Source organism: Paenibacillus sp. TAF43_2 (assembly GCF_052113545.1).
Lineage (GTDB): Bacteria > Bacillota > Bacilli > Paenibacillales > Paenibacillaceae > Pristimantibacillus.
The window spans coordinates 1-16,554 of the sequence record NZ_JBFRDK010000138.1; the positions used below are offsets into that span (position 1 = coordinate 1).

17 protein-coding genes and 1 pseudogene are annotated in these 16,554 nt (G+C 46.2%); 14 read left to right on the forward strand and 4 right to left on the reverse strand.

Translation table 11 applies throughout. From position 1 onward, the window contains the following. From AB4Z17_RS24005 to AB4Z17_RS24015, 3 genes and pseudogenes are all read left to right on the forward strand, one after another. Positions 1-347: pseudogene (locus AB4Z17_RS24005) on the forward strand (pilus assembly protein); the annotation flags it as partial. 33 nt (positions 348-380) lie between these two features. Continuing rightward, complete coding sequence (locus AB4Z17_RS24010; RefSeq protein ID WP_441962520.1) at positions 381-893, forward strand: A24 family peptidase; 513 nt, start codon at positions 381-383, stop codon at positions 891-893. A gap of 30 nt (positions 894-923) precedes the next feature. Further along, positions 924-2,492 (forward strand): DUF6382 domain-containing protein, encoded by a 1,569-nt coding sequence (locus tag AB4Z17_RS24015; RefSeq protein WP_441962522.1) that lies wholly within the window; start codon positions 924-926, stop codon positions 2,490-2,492. Between the two features lie 9 nt (positions 2,493-2,501). Here the strand turns inward: AB4Z17_RS24015 and AB4Z17_RS24020 are convergent, their stop codons facing one another. From AB4Z17_RS24020 to AB4Z17_RS24030, 3 genes are all read right to left on the reverse strand, one after another. Further along, complete coding sequence (locus AB4Z17_RS24020) at positions 2,502-3,404, reverse strand: TIGR01777 family oxidoreductase (RefSeq protein ID WP_441962524.1); 903 nt, start codon at positions 3,402-3,404, stop codon at positions 2,502-2,504. A gap of 43 nt (positions 3,405-3,447) precedes the next feature. Further along, positions 3,448-3,933 (reverse strand): hypothetical protein, encoded by a 486-nt coding sequence (locus AB4Z17_RS24025; RefSeq protein WP_339207515.1) that lies wholly within the window; start codon positions 3,931-3,933, stop codon positions 3,448-3,450. Positions 3,934-4,089: 156 nt separating this feature from the next. Beyond that, positions 4,090-4,527 carry a DUF2621 domain-containing protein gene (locus tag AB4Z17_RS24030; RefSeq protein ID WP_076271042.1) on the reverse strand — a complete coding sequence of 146 codons (438 nt, stop codon included), beginning with the start codon at positions 4,525-4,527 and terminating at the stop codon, positions 4,090-4,092. Between the two features lie 101 nt (positions 4,528-4,628). On the opposite strand from AB4Z17_RS24030, the gene AB4Z17_RS24035 reads away from it, so the two are divergent. The 5 genes from AB4Z17_RS24035 to AB4Z17_RS24055 all read left to right on the forward strand — a co-directional run bounded on the left by AB4Z17_RS24035 (position 4,629) and on the right by AB4Z17_RS24055 (position 9,989). Continuing rightward, on the forward strand, positions 4,629-5,759 hold the full coding sequence (locus AB4Z17_RS24035; protein ID WP_441908758.1) for a deoxyribonuclease IV: 1,131 nt from the start codon (positions 4,629-4,631) through the stop codon (positions 5,757-5,759). A gap of 52 nt (positions 5,760-5,811) precedes the next feature. Next, complete coding sequence (purU, locus tag AB4Z17_RS24040) at positions 5,812-6,714, forward strand: formyltetrahydrofolate deformylase (protein WP_339207517.1); 903 nt, start codon at positions 5,812-5,814, stop codon at positions 6,712-6,714. 164 nt (positions 6,715-6,878) lie between these two features. Beyond that, the gene (gene tkt, locus AB4Z17_RS24045; protein ID WP_441962526.1) at positions 6,879-8,897 is read left to right on the forward strand and encodes a transketolase; all 2,019 of its coding nucleotides are present in this window, start codon (positions 6,879-6,881) and stop codon (positions 8,895-8,897) included. Positions 8,898-8,959: 62 nt separating this feature from the next. Continuing rightward, a complete protein-coding gene (ppnP, locus tag AB4Z17_RS24050) occupies positions 8,960-9,277 on the forward strand; it encodes a pyrimidine/purine nucleoside phosphorylase (RefSeq protein ID WP_441908760.1) in 318 nt (105 codons plus the stop codon). Positions 9,278-9,467: 190 nt separating this feature from the next. Then, the gene (locus AB4Z17_RS24055; RefSeq protein WP_441908761.1) at positions 9,468-9,989 is read left to right on the forward strand and encodes a DUF420 domain-containing protein; all 522 of its coding nucleotides are present in this window, start codon (positions 9,468-9,470) and stop codon (positions 9,987-9,989) included. Positions 9,990-10,054: 65 nt separating this feature from the next. On the opposite strand, the gene AB4Z17_RS24060 is transcribed toward AB4Z17_RS24055, so the two are convergent. After that, on the reverse strand, positions 10,055-10,954 hold the full coding sequence (locus AB4Z17_RS24060; RefSeq protein ID WP_441908762.1) for an NAD(P)-dependent oxidoreductase: 900 nt from the start codon (positions 10,952-10,954) through the stop codon (positions 10,055-10,057). Positions 10,955-11,126: 172 nt separating this feature from the next. Here AB4Z17_RS24060 and AB4Z17_RS24065 point away from each other — a divergent pair, with 172 nt between their 5' ends. From AB4Z17_RS24065 to AB4Z17_RS24090, 6 genes are all read left to right on the forward strand, one after another. Next, positions 11,127-12,476 carry a glucose-6-phosphate isomerase gene (locus AB4Z17_RS24065; protein WP_076271049.1) on the forward strand — a complete coding sequence of 450 codons (1,350 nt, stop codon included), beginning with the start codon at positions 11,127-11,129 and terminating at the stop codon, positions 12,474-12,476. A gap of 36 nt (positions 12,477-12,512) precedes the next feature. Continuing rightward, entirely contained in the window at positions 12,513-13,145 is a 633-nt protein-coding gene (locus AB4Z17_RS24070) for a YigZ family protein (RefSeq protein ID WP_441908763.1), read from the forward strand. A gap of 288 nt (positions 13,146-13,433) precedes the next feature. Continuing rightward, a complete protein-coding gene (gene cysT, locus AB4Z17_RS24075) occupies positions 13,434-14,195 on the forward strand; it encodes a sulfate ABC transporter permease subunit CysT (protein WP_076271066.1) in 762 nt (253 codons plus the stop codon). After that, entirely contained in the window at positions 14,195-14,992 is a 798-nt protein-coding gene (locus AB4Z17_RS24080) for a sulfate ABC transporter permease (protein WP_441879435.1), read from the forward strand. Before cysT ends, AB4Z17_RS24080 begins: the two co-directional genes overlap by 1 nt. Positions 14,993-14,995: 3 nt before the next feature. After that, complete coding sequence (locus AB4Z17_RS24085) at positions 14,996-16,060, forward strand: sulfate/molybdate ABC transporter ATP-binding protein (protein ID WP_441908764.1); 1,065 nt, start codon at positions 14,996-14,998, stop codon at positions 16,058-16,060. A gap of 34 nt (positions 16,061-16,094) precedes the next feature. Further along, positions 16,095-16,554 (forward strand): substrate-binding domain-containing protein (locus AB4Z17_RS24090; protein ID WP_441962528.1); only part of this gene is annotated, 460 nt, incomplete at its 3' end.

The following is a 16,554-nucleotide window of genomic DNA, read 5'->3' on the forward strand; positions in this document are numbered from 1 at the left end:
CCGCACCAGCAAGATATGGTGAAAACAAAAATGATCAAGAAAACATTCCGATACAAATCGTTTCTATTGAGCCAAATCCGCTCCGACCTGGCAAGAAAGCTACCGTTACAGTAAAAACGCTGCCGGGTGCTGCGATTTCTTTGGGTGTTACTTATAAAAGCGGCTCAAGCAAAGCGAAACATCTTGGTGAAGCAGTTGCCGATGCAGATGGCTATATCAAATGGACCTGGCATGTATCCGGAAATACAACTCCTGGCACATGGGAGCTTAAAGCTTCAGAGGTGGATAAGGAAAACAATCAAGTGTCGATGCATTTTGTCGTTGAGAAGAGCAGCGATAGAAAGTAAGGAAAGACTTAGCCGCCTTGGAGGGGAGTCGCCATGGAGTTTATTGTAACAGCTGTTGTTGCAGTGTTTTTAATGATCGCTCTCTACACGGATTTAAAGGCTCAAATTATACCGAATTGGCTGACCGTGACTTTTTTCTCCGCTGCATTTATTTATCATACTGCTATCAGCGGGTTGGAAGGAGCTGCAATTGCAGCAGTTGGCGCCTTAACCGGATTTATTCCTTTGCTGCTGCTTCATCTTGCCCGAGGAATAGGTGCTGGCGACGTAAAGCTGTTTGGCGCATTAGGAGCTTGGGTGGGAGTATGGTTGGTGCTGCAGATAATGTTTTATGCCATCTTATACGCTGGTGCAATTGGTGTCTGCCTTATCATTGTAAATCGTGCATTCGGGAAAAGAATGGCTGCTGACGTAACCGCATTTGTTGTGCCAGTGGCAGGGTATAGAAAGCTTCAGTGGCTGCAATGGGCGGAATCAGGCAAAAAGTTTCCGTTTATGCTAGCGGTTGCACCCGCTGCTGTTACGGTATGGTCCATTTTCAGCTAAGTTTTCATGTTACAAGGGGGAATTTGAGAAATGAAAAGCTTTCGAATTGATTTTGCTATGAATCAGTCGCATGAGATGATTATTGATCGAGAGAGCGGCTTGTATAGAAGCGAGCTTGATGAAATTGAGCTTCATATGCTTCATAGCGAGCGAATCCCCTATCTGCTGCCTATTGATTGGTTCGAGCTCGATAGCAAGGTTACATTCCGATACAAGCTTTCAGGAATGAGAATGCTTCTGCACAGGCTGCAGCAACAGCAGCTCTCGATGGAGCAATACTACACGCTAATATTAGGCGTAGCGGATGCATTATTCGAATGCAGGCATTATATGCTGCGGCCAGAGGGCTGTCTGCTTGATGAACAATATATTTTTATTGGAGAGAAGCTTCATGATATACGGCTTGCTTATATTCCAATAATGGAGGGGACTGCTGAACAAACAAAAGGAGCGGGCGATCTCTTGGCGTTAATTGTGCGTTTCACCTCTTATGTAGACCGCATTGATGGAGAAGGATTAAAGCGTGTGCTTCAGCATTTCGGCAAAAGATGGCCTCTTGAAGAGCTGCGGGCGACGCTGTTGGAACTCATAGGGGAAGCTTCATCTTCATCGAACCAGCGATACGATGCAATAGAGAAGCCGGAGACGCAGCAAGCAGCAAAACCTGCTCCAACGCAAAAAAATCCACTATTAGATTGGCAGCAGCGATCTGAGTTGAAGAATAGCGATGAAAAAGGGCGGGTTCAAATACCAAACCCTTCATTGCGTTCATACTCCGCCCCGATAATGGAAGAGTTTAAGGATCATGAATTATATTCAAAACAGTATGCTGACCCTTTGGATAGGGAAGAGGATGAGCCGGAAACAAAGAAAAAATGGATCGGTACAGCAATTATTGTCGTAGCACTTGCATGTGTTTGGCGATTTGTTTATTTTGAAGCTGCTGGTAGGCAGAGCTTATTGATCAGCTCGGGCATTTCCTTGCTGTTACTAGCAGTCGTTATGCTAGTTTGGAAAAAGAAAACAAATGACGAAGCAGACTACGACGAATCGGAAAAAATGATAGAAGAGTCATCGTTCCACTCTGGACTATTTCCAGGGCTTAATCGTGCTCATGCAAATGATGATTCTGTCGAGGCGCCAGCTATTAAACCGCCAGAGGATCAGAGCGAATTATTCGAGTCTCAGTCGGCGGCCTCGCTGCATGTTGTTGCAGCAAATCCTGTTTCTCATATAGCAGAACCAACAGTATTGCTAGGAAATAATCTGTCATTGGAGGGTTTAAGTGAAGCGTCAGTATGGCTCCAAAGGAGATGGAAGAGTCAGGAGAACAGGATAGAATTACAAGAAGGAAGCTTTAAAATTGGGCGTTCGGGAGAGCAGGTGAGTTATGCAGAGGGGGCAAGCGGTATATCGCGGCTTCATTTGGAAATTGAAATCTTAGCGGGTGAATATAAAGCGAAAGACTTAGGTTCCCGTAATGGGAGCCTGCTAAATGGACAAATGATGATCCCTTATAAAAGCTATAAGCTTTCGATAGGAGATGTCATCCATCTTGCAGGCGAGCAAGGACCAGCGTATATGCTGAAATCGGAATAAGAAACGAAGCTAACCTTGTCCTACAAGTTCTTCCATTGCACTATTTACCGTTGGATAGCGGAACACAAACCCGTTTTCAAGCGCTCTGCTTGGTAAAGCTCGCTGTCCGTCTAATAGAAGTGTGGACATTTCACCAAATAATGTTCGCATCACAAAAGCTGGAACCGGGAACCAATGAGGCCGGCCCATTGCTTTGCCAATGGCTCGACCAAATGAATCATTTGTTACAGGTTCAGGTGAAGAAGCATTTATGGGTCCTTCAATAAAGTTGTTGTCCAAAATAAATAGGATTAGCCGAATCATATCCTCGAGATGAATCCAAGACAGCCATTGTTTGCCGCTGCCGATCTTACCTCCGCCGAACAAGCGATAAGGCATAGCCATTAAAGGAAAAGCGCCTTCCTTTTTGTCTAGAACAACGCCCACACGAAGCTTAACAAGCCGCTCAGCTGGTATGCTGTCTGCGGCCTGTTCCCATTTCTGAACGACTTCGGATAAGAAATCGGTAACTTTAGTCGGGCTTGATTCATCAAAAATACCGTCTGCTGATATGCCATACGCAGAAATGCCGGATGCATTAATGACAAGCGGCGGCTTGCGCTCGAGCGATTGTACAAGCTTTGAGATGCGGGCGGCGGCTGTTAGTCTTGAGTCCATGACACGCTTCTTGGCAGCTTGATTCCATCTTTGATTAATGGATTCACCTGTGAGATTGACTATGGCATCTATGCCTTCCAGCAAAGCAGGAGCAGCTTCGAGTTCATCCCAAGTTAATTGGTTAAACCCGTTGCGTTTGGATTGATTTTTAGAACTAGTTCTGGAAATAATCCATAYTTCATCATTTCTCTCAAGCAAAGCCTTGGTAAGCGCCCTTCCGATAAACCCAGTTCCTCCAGCTATCGCAACCCGCATCCTCGTTCGCTCCTTCAATTCACCCATTACTTCATTTCATTGATTACTTTATTTCTTCAATTTTAACTAACCAATTTTGTTTGAGAGTTGCTTCACCTTCAATGGCTTTTTCCGAATACTCAAATTTCACTTTAGCATCGTCCGGCAATGCTTCTAACGTGCTTTTTTGGTCATCTGTTACTTGAAGTGCAATTGCACCGGCAGCTGTTTCTATTTCTATAGAGTGCGAGTCGCTTAGACCGCTATAAATACCTTCATTCACTTTGTTTGGCGCTGCTGGATCCTCGATCGTACCGTTGTTGTTTGTTGCAGTATCTGTCGGTTCCGGTGAAGAAAGATCAGGATCAATGACACCATTATCTTCTGGCAACTGAGTAATAACTGGTCCATCAGTTGGACTGCCTTGCTGTTCGTTTCCTGCATTAGTATTGCCACCGCCACATGCGGATGTTGCGAGCATAACAGCTAGAAGAACGGCTCCTGCTGTCGCTGCTTTTTTGTTTCTTCTTCGCTTCGATGAGTTCATCATGAGAACCACCTCCTGTAATTAATAACGAAATAGATGAGTATTAGGTTACATTTTTATATATAACCATAAAATACGAGTATGAAGCATGTATATAAGGGGTCATTAATTTACGATTAAATATAAATTAAGTTTAAGCCGCACTGATGCGGCTTAAACTTATTTATTAAGTAGATGCTTATAGGGAGTATAGTCGATTCCTTGACGGTCAAGAAAAGTAACAAGACTACGGTAATCACGTTTTGGAGTTGCTCGTATGTAACCTTCGATACAATGCTCGCGCGTAACGGATGATGCGCCATGTTCGATCGCCACTTGACCAATCTTAGCTGCGATAGAATGTTTAGCTATATCACGAAAAGCGCTTGGCACTGGGGAAACAAGCTCGTCCAGCAAACTTTTGGAATCATCATTCCACATGCTGCGACTGCGATCTACCCAGTAGTTTTGCCAATCGAGCTTAGACTTGCCGTCTCGCATCGGAAGCACCTTGAGAAATTTTCGAAACATGAAAAATCCGCCAATCGACATAGCCGCAACCATGACGACCGCCCAAAAAACGATAAAATACATAAACCAGTCGGGGGCAACTTTCATACGTGTCTTTCACCTCAATAATGAATTATACCGTATTCCTAGATTTATTTCGACATTCCTTGTAAAATAAGGTTTGATCAACCGAAAGGGGCGTAATATTTATGTTGAAAATAGGTTCCCATGTATCATTTTCGGACAAGGGGCTGCTCACTGCAGCACAAGAAGCAGTATCGTATGGCTCAAGTACATTTATGATCTACACCGGCGCACCTCAGAATACAAGAAGGAAGCCGATCGATTCGTTATATATTGAAGAAGGAAAAGCGCTTATGGAGCAATCCGGTATGAGTGAGATTGTGGTTCACGCGCCTTATATTGTGAATCTTGGCTCATATAAGGATTCTACGTACGAGCTTGCGGTTTCTTTTTTACAAGAAGAAATTCGCCGTACCGATTACATCGGTGTACGTAATATTGTTCTTCATCCAGGTGCCTATACGGACAAGGATGCAGAATATGGCATCGCTCGTATAGCTGAAGGCTTGAATGAAGTGCTTGCAGGCACAAAAGAAACGAATGTTAACATCGCTCTTGAGACGATGGCAGGCAAAGGCACAGAAATTGGCCGCAGCTTCGAAGAGCTTGCGGCGATTATTGACAAAGTTCAGGATAACGAACGGTTAACTGTATGTATGGATACTTGCCACATGCATGATGCTGGTTACGACCTTGTTCATGATCTGGACGGGGTTCTTGAGCAGTTCGATCGTGTTGTTGGATTAAACCGTGTTGCCGTTGTTCACGTGAACGACAGCAAGAACTCACGCGGTGCTGGTAAAGACAGACATGCTCCAGTTGGCGCAGGCTGGCTTGGTCACGATGCCATTCAAAGAATCGTTGAACATGAAGGCCTTAAGGGGCGTCCGTTTATACTGGAAACGCCTTGGATTGGCAAGGAAGACAAGACTGAACGTCCTATGTATGAAGCGGAGATCGCTTTGCTGAGCGGCAATGGCAGAGCTCGCTTAGGTGAAAGCTTCTTTGAAGATGTGGAGCGCCTGCATCATTTCTTCGGCAAGCAAGAAATTGATTCCAGAGGTTTTGTACTCTCTACTTGGGATTTGCTAAAAAATGACGCAAAAGCAAAAAAAGCAGACCCGCGCGAGCCGATGGAGCGTCTGTTCGATCTTGTAATGGCAGGCGAAGCTTTGCCGGCAGGACTAACAGAAGAACAAATCAATCAGCGTATTACGGCTTGGTTTGGCGGCAAAGAGCTGCTTGCTAGACTTTAATTAAAGTTAACATTAATTCATATAGATCATTGCGAAAGGAAGTTTGAAGTCCATGTCATCACCATCCACCCCATCTGAAATAACCGTTGAAGCAGGTGGAAAGAGCGGGCGTGCGCGCATGCTTATTTCTTGTCCGGACCGCCCGGGCATCGTAGCTGCTGTTTCTCATTTCTTATATGAGCACGGGGCTAACATCGTTCAATCGGATCAATATACGATGGACCCGGAAGGCGGAATGTTTTTCATCCGTTTTGAATTTGATCTAGTTGATCTGGACAAGGAGCTTCCACTTCTCATGGAGGACTTCACCAGAGTAGCCGATCGGTTTGATATGAAATGGCATACATTCCGTGCCAGCCGCAAGAAACGTCTTGCTGTATTCGTTTCGAAAGAGGATCACTGCTTGCTAGAGCTGCTTTGGCAGTGGAAGGCAGGGGATCTTGATGCCGATATTTCAATGGTTATAAGCAACCACCCTGATATGCGCGAACTGGTCGAATCCTTTGGCATTCCGTATTACCATATCCCAGTTACAGCGACTACAAAAGAAGAAGCCGAGCGCAAACAGATGGAAGTTGTTGCAGATAAAGCGGATATCATTGTATTGGCGCGTTATATGCAAATCATTTCGCCTAAGTTCATTGAACAATTTCCAAATCGGATCATTAATATTCACCACTCATTCCTACCCGCTTTCGTTGGAGGCAAGCCTTATGCGCAGGCTTATACACGCGGTGTAAAAATTATCGGCGCGACAGCGCATTATGTAACAGAAGAATTAGACGGCGGGCCGATTATCGAGCAGGATGTTCAACGCGTCAGCCACCGTGACAACGTCGATGATTTGAAAAGAATCGGTCGGACAATTGAACGGGTCGTTCTCGCAAGAGCTGTGAAATGGCATATTGAAGATCGTGTAATCGTGCATAATAATAAAACTGTTGTATTCAACTAACTGTATTTTTATGCGAATTATCTATTTTTTTTGATGGAAAACGAGCATGCAGAGTGATACAATATTCAAAGTTATTGCGTACTGGTATGACGCTGTATCGTTGTTTTTAGAAACCATATAACGAGATGAAATTAGACAAGCTTAGACCATAGGAGGAAATTGTAATGTCAGTCACACAAAAGTCGGTTGAACAGCTTTCTATCGATACGATCCGTACACTTGCGATCGATTCCATCGAGAAAGCGAAATCAGGTCACCCTGGTATGCCAATGGGCGCTGCTCCAATGGGCTATCAATTATTTGCAAAAAATATGAAGCATAATCCATCGAACCCTACTTGGGTAAACCGTGATCGTTTTGTTTTGTCTGCGGGTCATGGCTCGATGCTGCTTTACAGCTTGCTTCACCTCTCCGGTTATGATCTGCCGATGGAGGAATTGAAAAACTTCCGTCAATGGGGCTCCCTAACACCAGGACACCCTGAGTTTGGCCACACGGCTGGCGTTGATGCAACAACGGGTCCACTTGGACAAGGTATCGCTATGGCGGTTGGTATGGCAATTGCGGAAGCACAGCTGGGCGCTACTTACAATAAAGAAGGCCACGAGCTTATTAACCACTTCACATACTCCATTTGCGGCGACGGCGACTTGATGGAAGGCGTCTCTCATGAGGCTGCATCCTTCGCAGGCCACCTGCAGCTCGGCAAATTGGTCGTTCTATATGATTCCAACGATATTTCACTTGATGGCGAATTGAGCCTTTCTTATTCCGAGAGCGTTCAAAAACGTTTTGAAGGCTACGGCTGGCAAGTGCTTCGCGTAGAAGATGGAAACGATCTAGATGCTTTGTCCAAAGCCGTTGCTGAGGCGCAAGCAGATCTATCCAAACCAACTTTGATCGAAGTAAAAACAGTAATCGGCTATGGCAGCCCGAACAAAGGCGGCAAAGGCGGACATGCTGGTCCTCACGGATCACCGCTTGGTGCTGATGAGACAAAATTGACGAAACAAGCTTACGGTTGGTCTGAAGAGCTTCAGTTCCACGTGCCTGACGAAGTTCGCGCTCACTTTGCAGATGTGAAAAGCAGCGGCGAGCAAGCAAATGCACAGTGGGATGCAAGCTTCGCGTCTTATAAAGAAGCTTTCCCTGAGCTTGCAGCTCAGTTTGAGCTCGCTATCTCTGGCGCAATGCCTGAGGGCTGGGATGCTGACCTTCCTGTGTACACAACTGCGGACAACGCGGTATCAACTCGTGTAGCTTCAGGAAATGCACTTAACGGTCTTGCGAAAAACGTTCCGACTATTTTCGGCGGATCGGCTGACCTTGAAAGCTCAACAATGACTCATCTGAAAGGTTTGACGCAGTTCAAACCAGGCAGCTACGATGGCCGCAATCTTTATTATGGCGTACGTGAATTCGGTATGGCTGCTGCCATGAACGGTATTGCTCTTCACAGTGGTTTGAAAGTATTCGGCGGTACGTTCTTCGTATTCACAGATTACCTTCGTCCTGCTGTTCGTCTTGCTGCATTGATGAAGCTGCCTGTCGTTTATGTACTGACGCATGACAGTATCGCAGTTGGCGAAGACGGTCCTACACATGAGCCGATTGAGCAGCTTGCTTCGATCCGCATCATCCCTGATCTAACGGTTATCCGTCCAGCTGATGGCAACGAGACTTCCGCTGCATGGGCTTATGCTGTAGAGAACACTGGCAACCCGGTAGCACTAGTGCTTACTCGCCAAAACCTGCCAATTCTTGAAGGCACAGTGAACGGTGTTCATGAAAACCTTCGCCGCGGCGCATACGTTGTATCAGATGCAGCAGATGGCAAGCCGCAAGCACAAATTCTTGCAACGGGCTCCGAGGTTCAACTTGCTGTTGCAGCTCAAAAAGCTCTTGCAGAAGAGGGCATTCAAGTACGTGTTGTCAGCATGCCAAGCTGGGATTTGTTCGAGAAGCAATCGAAGGAATACAAAAATTCCGTCATTCTTCCTGAAGTTAAAGCCCGCCTTGCGATTGAAATGGCTCATCCATTTGGCTGGGAGCGTTACACAGGAGATCAAGGCGATATTCTTGCTATCGACCGTTTCGGCGCATCAGCACCTGGCGATCGCGTAATCAAAGAGTATGGCTTTACGGTCGAAAACGTTGTTAGCAAAGTGAAAGCATTGCTGTAATAGCTTGTTCAACAGATCATCAAAGCTTTAGCATCCGATATATAAGGGAGATTACGTCTACGATGTCTCAATTCGAAAATGTATCGATCGTCAAGAAGGCAAATGTTTACTTCGACGGTAAAGTAACAAGCCGTGCTGTATTGTTCGCTGACGGCACCAAAAAAACACTCGGCATCATGCTGCCGGGCGACTATGAGTTTGGAACAGACTGCGTTGAAATCATGGAAATTTTGGCTGGCGATTTGAAGGTGCTTCTGCCTGGTGAAACCGAGTGGCTGCACATTCAAGGCGAAGGCGAATTCACTGTGCCTGCGAACACGAAGTTTAAGCTTCAGGTTGCTGAAGTAACGGACTACTGCTGCTCGTATATTTACGAGTAAGTACAAAATTTGAAAAAAGGCTTCTTCGCTTCGGTGAAGAAGCCTTTTTTTTTTGCTGCCCGTTCGCAGCATTGACTTATAATATTCGTTATTTCGTGACAAAACTTGTTCAAAGCGAATTGTTTTGAGGTGTAGAATCGGATAAAGTTAATTCATATGCACCGTATTCCATGACTGGAGGATTTTTTGGATGAAGGAAAGAAACTATACACCGCTCATATCGATCTTAACAATTGTCCTTGTCGGGCTGATAGCTGTTTTGTTTTTTCTGCCGGCATACGAGGGAGAAATTCACTTTGACGTAACGATTTTGCCATTGCTGAATGCGATTTTTAACTGCTTTACTTTTATTGCACTCTGCATAGCGCTAACGGCGATTATGAGAAAAAATGTTCGGATGCACCGTGCGTTCATCGGCGCTGCATTTGTCTCCACAACGTTGTTCCTAGTTTCTTATGTAGCGTATCATTATCTAACGGAATCAACAAAATACGGAGGAGAAGGCATTCTTCGCTCGATTTATTTCTTCATCCTCATTACACACATCCTGCTAGCGATTGTTGTCGTTCCTCTAGCCCTAATATCGGTTGTACGCGGGCTGCAGATGAAAGTGGAGAAGCATCGTAAAATTGCAAGATGGACGATGCCGATTTGGCTGTATGTAAGTCTTACTGGCGTAATTGTTTACTTAATGATCTCGCCATATTATTAAGCAGTATTTCAAAGAAAAAGGGGTTGTCCACAGTGATTGATACAMGCGGACAACCCCTTTTTAAATTAATCCCGTCCGCTAAGCTTGCGGCCGATCCATTGCTCGTAAGCTTGGCCTACGCTCGACATGTCAAGCTGGCTAAGTCCCATTGCATCACCAATTTGGAATAGGCTCTTCGTTGCTTCAAGCAGAGGAGTCGGCACATGCAGACTGTCCGAGAGGGCAGAGGATAACCTTAGATCCTTTAACATCAGCTCGAGCGAAAATTGAACGTCGTAATTGCCTTCAAGCAGCTTTGGTCCCTTCATTTCAGCTGCCCTGCTTGCTGCACCGCCAGATTGAACGAGCTCGACGAACGAGCTGCCGTCAATGCCGCCGCTCGCTGCTATCGCCATGCCTTCTGCAAGTGCCACAACGTTGATGCCAACAATCGTATTGTGGGCGAGCTTGGCAATGGAGCCGCTGCCGCTTGGGCCCATTGGAATGACTTTACGTCCCATAGCGAGCAAAACGTCTTGGACTTCCTCGATCTTGCCTGGATCGCCGCCAGCCATAAATACGAGTGTACCGCCTTCAGCGGCTGGCTTGCTGCCTGTAACCGGCGCATCTAGGAATACTGCTCCAATAGTATCCGCCGCTGCGGCAAGCTCCTTAGCAAGCGTTGGAGATATCGTGCTGCTGTCAATTAGCGTAATGCCTGCGCGAGCACCTGCAAAAATACCGTTTTCGCCAAAGTATACTTCACGGATTGCAGCATCATTACTAATCATTGTAATGACGATTTGTGCAGCACGCGCAACGTCAGCCGGTGATTCAAGCTCGGAGGCACCTAAGGCGAGCAAGGACTCTGCTTTACCAGGAGTTCGATTATAAACGACAACTTCAAATCCTTTGCGCAATAAATTAGCAGCCATTCCCATTCCCATTACACCTAACCCGATAAATCCGATCTTCTTCATAATCATATCCTCCACTTTGAATCGATTTTTGTTTAATTATACAGACACTTCATTAATTTTTCATCGTTTGTTGCTTGTTTTTATAAGGCAAATCCGATATTGTAGATGCTAAGTTGAAAAGCATTTTCAGGTGTAGAAGCCACATTGGTTTACAACATTCTAGGAGGTTTCCATTTACATGAGCAAAACAGTTCAGTTTGACTACAGCAAGGCTTTAGCATTCGTTGGCCAGCATGAAATCGATTATTTGACAGAATCCGTTCGTCTCGCACACGAGCAATTACATAACGGAACAGGTACAGGGTCAGATTACCTTGGTTGGATCGATCTTCCGACTAACTACGATAAAGAAGAGTTCGCTCGCATTCAAAAGGCTGCTGAGAAGATCAAATCGGATTCCGAAGTTCTAATCGTTATCGGTATCGGTGGATCTTACCTTGGTGCACGTGCAGCAATTGAGGCGCTGTCGCACTCGTTCTACAATATTTTGCCAAAAGAACAACGTAAAACACCGCAAGTTTTGTTTGCCGGCAACAACATCAGCTCGACCTATGTGACTCACCTTTTGCAATTGGTTGAAGGCCGCGACTGGTCGATTAATGTAATTTCGAAGTCAGGCACGACAACTGAGCCTGCGATTGCATTCCGCGTATTCCGTGCTGCACTTGAGAAACAATACGGCAAAGAAGAAGCGCGCAAACGCATTTACGCAACGACAGACAGCGAGAAGGGCGCACTGAAGAAGCTTTCCTCTGAGGAAGGTTATGAATCTTTTATTATTCCTGACGATGTTGGCGGACGCTACTCCGTGCTTACAGCAGTAGGCTTGCTGCCAATTGCAGCTGCAGGCATCAATATCGAATCCATTATGCAAGGTGCAGCAGACGCATCCAAAGAATACAGCAACCCTAATCTTGCAGAAAACGAAGCTTACCAATATGCAGCAGCACGCAACGCGCTGTACCGCAAAGGTAAAGTGACTGAAATTCTCGTTAACTACGAGCCATCGCTTCACTTCGTTTCCGAGTGGTGGAAACAGCTGTTTGGCGAAAGCGAAGGCAAAGACTTCAAAGGAATCTTCCCGGCAGCTGTAGATTTCTCGACAGATCTGCACTCGATGGGTCAATTTATCCAAGAGGGTAACCGCAATATTTTTGAAACTGTTATTCAAGTTCAAGAGGTGTCTGAGCATATCGCTATCGAACACGATGCAGCGGATCTTGATGGCCTCAACTTCTTGACAGGCAAAACGATGGATTTCGTTAACAAGAAGGCTTTTGAAGGAACGCTTCTTGCTCATACGGATGGACAAGTTCCGAACTTTATCGTCAACATCAAAGACATGACGCCATACACATTCGGCTATCTTGTGTATTTCTTCGAAAAAGCATGCGGAATCAGCGGTTACTTGATGGGTGTTAATCCATTTGACCAACCGGGTGTTGAAGCATACAAAAAGAACATGTTCGCTTTGCTTGGCAAACCGGGCTTCGAGAAAGAAAAAGCCGAGCTGGAAGCAAGGCTGTAATCAACCGGCTTGAACGGTATACGGGAGTCATAGCCTATGCTTGAGAAGTATAGAACAGTCAGGTCGCAGGCTAGCGCAGAGATCGTCATCAAAAAATCGCGGTTCATCGGGTATGCGAAGCCAGTGGAAACCGAAGAGGAAGCCGTTGCATTCATCAATGAGATTAAGCAGCTGCATAAGCAGGCGACCCATAACTGCTCGGCTTATATGGTGGGTGAGCGAGACCAGTTTCAGAAGGCATCGGATGATGGTGAGCCAAGCGGGACAGCGGGCAAGCCGATTCTCGAGGTTATCAAGCATAAGGGGCTTAAAAATGTCGCTGTCGTTGTGACGCGATATTTTGGAGGCATTATGCTCGGAGCAGGCGGTCTCGTTAGAGCTTATACGGATGGTGCTGTAGCCGGCATTGAAGCAGCAGATGAAATCGTCAATGTGCTTCACCGCGAAGTATTTGTTGATGTGGACTACACTTGGTATGGCAAGCTGGAAAATGAGCTGCATACGAAAGGTACACGCGTTGGCGGGACGGATTTTACCGATCGTGTCATCGTGCGCTGCCTGCCGGAAGAGCCTGAAGCAGATGCTTTTATCGCTTGGGTAACCGATCTGACACAAGGACAAGCGATCCTCTCCGAAGGAGAAAATGTCTATTATATCGAAGGTGAATAAGAAGAAGAGGAGTATCGGCTTAGGCTGATACTCCTCTTCTTTGTACTCAGAGGCTTGTATAACAAACAATCATAAGAAAAAGCTATAAAAGCAATAAGAATTTCCAAATTTATTATTGACTTAATCCCAGTTTGGATGCTACATTATCAATACCTAGTATCTTAATAGGAATTATGTTTTTAATTGTTTTGCTACACCTACGGCACGAGCCGATGGTCTGGAGGTAAAGTCACAGTGAATGCTTTGTTTCGTGGTAAAGGGTGGAGTTTTGGTTTTCGAAGCACCATAATGCTTTATTTTGTCATCTTAATTATTTTACCAATCGTTGGCATTTACACGCAATCATTTTCGCTTGGATGGACCCCTTTCTGGGAAAGCGTATCCGATCCACTAGCTTGGAAAGCGGTGCTGCTTACAGTAAAGTTGGCGGTTATCGCAACGGTACTCAATATGTTTTTGGGGACGATGATCGGATGGGTGCTTATTCGTTACCGGTTTCCCGGCCGTCGCTTGCTCAACAGTTTGGTTGACTTGCCGTTTGCATTACCTACAGCAGTAGGCGGACTTATGATCTTGCTCCTGCTAGGGCCTAATAGTCTAGTAGGCGGCCTAGCCCAAAAGATTGGCATCGAAATCGTGTTCCATGAGCCGGCAATTGTTGTCGCTATGCTGTTCGTTACCTTTCCTTTTGTTATTCGTGCCATCCAGCCTTTGCTTGAGGAAATGGATAAATCGGAGGAAGAAGCAGCCTATACGCTAGGCGCAACGCGCGCGAAAACGTTTTTTAGCGTTATTTTTCCTACGATGCTGCCAGGAATTTTGAGCGGCGCTATGCTGGCTTTCTCTCGCGGAATTGCGGAGTTTGGCGCAGTCGTACTCGTTGCAGGCAATATTCCAGGCAAGACGTTAATTGCCTCCGTTTATATTTTTGGAGAAATTGAAAGCAGTAATCCGCAGGGAGCTGCCGCTGTATCGGTGCTGCTGCTCACGCTGTCCTTCCTCATCTTATGGACGGTCAACCTCATTCAAGGCAGGAGGGGTGACCTATGATGAGAAGATTATGGATTACATTAACTTATATTATTTTTGGATTGCTGCTCATCGCGCCATTGATCAAAATTTTTACAGGGTCTTGGGCAGATGGCTGGAGCGGCTTTATAGAAGGCATTACTAGGCCGCAGTCGCTGCATGCTCTTATGATGACGGGAATTATCGTTGTTGTCGTTACAGCCTTAAATACGTTGTTTGGCATCATGCTTGCGATGTATCTCGTCCGGGCCGAATGGATTGGGAAAAGGATGAAGCGGCTGCTTAACAGCTTAGTCGATTTGCCCTTTGCGGTATCGCCAGTTATCGGCGGTTTGATGATCGTTCTTATTTTGGGACCTAATACAATTATCGGTGCATTGTTTGAGGATGCGGGCTTCAAAATCGTCTAYGCGCTGCCAGGGATGATCCTAGCGACATTGTTCGTCACATTCCCGCTAATGGTACGCGAGGTTATGCCCGTGCTGCAGGAGATTGGAGCACAGCAGGAGGAAGCGGCATCAACGCTCGGCGCTTATTCCTGGTACACGTTCTGGAAAGTAACTTGGCCATCGATCCGGTGGGGGGTTATCTACGGCGTAGTATTGACTGTTGCACGGTCACTGGGAGAATTCGGAGCTGTACTCGTCGTCTCCGGCAATATTATGAATAAAACACAAACAGCGACTACACTCGTTTATCAAGATGTTGAAAATTTTAACGTTGTTGCCGCCAATGGAGTGGCTCTAGTTCTTGCGGCATTTTCAGTTGGACTGCTGCTGCTAATGGAATGGGCGAAAAAACGAAAGGAAGTGCATTAAGCCATGCATATTGAAGTACGGAACTTGAATAAAAACTTTGGCGATTTTCATGCAGTGAAGGATGTAAGCTTTGAAATCGAAAAAGGTCATCTGATCGGCTTGCTCGGACCGAGCGGCGGTGGTAAAACGTCCATACTTCGAATGCTGGCGGGTCTCGAGTCTCCTTCCTCAGGCGATATTCTGTTCCACGGCAAACGTGTGAACGATCTTCCGCCGCAGGAGCGCGGCATCGGTTTCGTATTTCAAAACTATGCGCTCTTCAAGCATATGACCGTATATGACAATATCGCATTTGGCTTAAAGGTGAAGAAGCAATCGAAGGAGCAAATTCGCGAGCGCGTTATGTACTTGGTAGAGCTTACGGGGCTAAAAGGTTTCGAGCATCGATACGCCCATCAGCTGTCAGGCGGACAACGCCAACGTGTTGCTTTCGCTAGAGCGCTCGCGCCTGAGCCGCAGCTGCTGCTCCTCGATGAGCCGTTTGCTGCTATCGATGCGAAGATCCGGACCGAGCTTCGCACATGGCTTAAAGAAATGATTGAGCGTGTCGGCATCACATCGATTTTCGTTACGCATGATCAAGAGGAAGCGATTGAAGTTGCCGATGAGATCATGATTATAAGCAAAGGCAAGCTAGAGCAAAAGGGCAGCCCGTGGGACATTTACAAAAATCCAGAGACACCGTTTGTAGCAAGCTTTATTGGCGAGTCTACTATCGTAGAAAATATCGCGGAGCTTAAAGGTTTTGAGGATGCAGCAAGCCGTCCGGGCACCAAAGCGCTTATCCGGCCTGAATATATTGAGATTGGCAAACCGGGCGAGATCAAGCTGGCTTCTGCTACGCTTGCCGGTAAAGTAAAACAGCTGCATTTCCGCGGCAGCGAGTGGATGGTTGAGCTGCTTGTTGGCGATACGAAGCTGATTACGTACCGTTCGCTGGAGCAAGAAGTGCTTCATCCCGGAGATGAGGTAAGGGTACTCGTCCATCGTGCTTATTTATTCAATGACAACGAAAGCTGGATTGCGGAAAATAAGTTGAAGGTTGACCCCATGCCTATTCACATTTAACCAATATGCTACGTAGAAAGAGTTGTATGCGAATATGAAAATCAATCTGGTAACAAGTCAGCGCATGCTTGTACTGCTGCTTGCTGCGGTTATGCTGATCGTATCGGCAGGCTGCAGTAAAGAGGAGCAGAAGAGCAACAATGCGGCTGGGTCTACCGTACAGGACGGCGATGTTACACTTGTAATCGGTGCGTATTCGGTAGTGAAGGATGCTTTCGCGGATTTGCTGCCTGCATTCCAAAAATATTGGCTGCAGGAGACAGGGCAAAAGGTCGTATTTCAGGAATCGTATGAGGCTTCAGGCACGCAGGCCAGGGCGATCGCTGGAGGTTTTGAAGCCGATGTTGCCGTGTTAGCTATGGAAGGTGATCTCGACAAAATAGCGAAGGCGGGTTTCATTACACATGACTGGAAGGCACAGAGCAATAATGGCATGATCACGAACTCCATCGTTGTATTGGGGACTCGTACCGGCAATCCGCTCGGAATTAAGG

Excerpts from the sequence above, each read along its gene's own strand:
- ppnP (WP_441908760.1), top strand. The coding sequence starts at position 8,960 with ATGTCTCAATTCGAAAATGTATCGATCGTCAAGAAGGCAAATGTTTAC.
- AB4Z17_RS24015 (WP_441962522.1), top strand. The coding sequence starts at position 924 with ATGAAAAGCTTTCGAATTGATTTTGCTATGAATCAGTCGCATGAGATG.
- AB4Z17_RS24035 (WP_441908758.1), top strand. The coding sequence starts at position 4,629 with ATGTTGAAAATAGGTTCCCATGTATCATTTTCGGACAAGGGGCTGCTC.
- AB4Z17_RS24025 (WP_339207515.1), bottom strand. The coding sequence starts at position 3,933 with ATGATGAACTCATCGAAGCGAAGAAGAAACAAAAAAGCAGCGACAGCA.
- AB4Z17_RS24085 (WP_441908764.1), top strand. The coding sequence starts at position 14,996 with ATGCATATTGAAGTACGGAACTTGAATAAAAACTTTGGCGATTTTCAT.
- tkt (WP_441962526.1), top strand. The coding sequence starts at position 6,879 with ATGTCAGTCACACAAAAGTCGGTTGAACAGCTTTCTATCGATACGATC.
- cysT (WP_076271066.1), top strand. The coding sequence starts at position 13,434 with ATGCTTTATTTTGTCATCTTAATTATTTTACCAATCGTTGGCATTTAC.
- AB4Z17_RS24070 (WP_441908763.1), top strand. The coding sequence starts at position 12,513 with ATGCTTGAGAAGTATAGAACAGTCAGGTCGCAGGCTAGCGCAGAGATC.
- AB4Z17_RS24055 (WP_441908761.1), top strand. The coding sequence starts at position 9,468 with ATGAAGGAAAGAAACTATACACCGCTCATATCGATCTTAACAATTGTC.
- AB4Z17_RS24065 (WP_076271049.1), top strand. The coding sequence starts at position 11,127 with ATGAGCAAAACAGTTCAGTTTGACTACAGCAAGGCTTTAGCATTCGTT.
- AB4Z17_RS24060 (WP_441908762.1), bottom strand. The coding sequence starts at position 10,954 with ATGATTATGAAGAAGATCGGATTTATCGGGTTAGGTGTAATGGGAATG.
- AB4Z17_RS24010 (WP_441962520.1), top strand. The coding sequence starts at position 381 with ATGGAGTTTATTGTAACAGCTGTTGTTGCAGTGTTTTTAATGATCGCT.
- AB4Z17_RS24030 (WP_076271042.1), bottom strand. The coding sequence starts at position 4,527 with ATGAAAGTTGCCCCCGACTGGTTTATGTATTTTATCGTTTTTTGGGCG.
- purU (WP_339207517.1), top strand. The coding sequence starts at position 5,812 with ATGTCATCACCATCCACCCCATCTGAAATAACCGTTGAAGCAGGTGGA.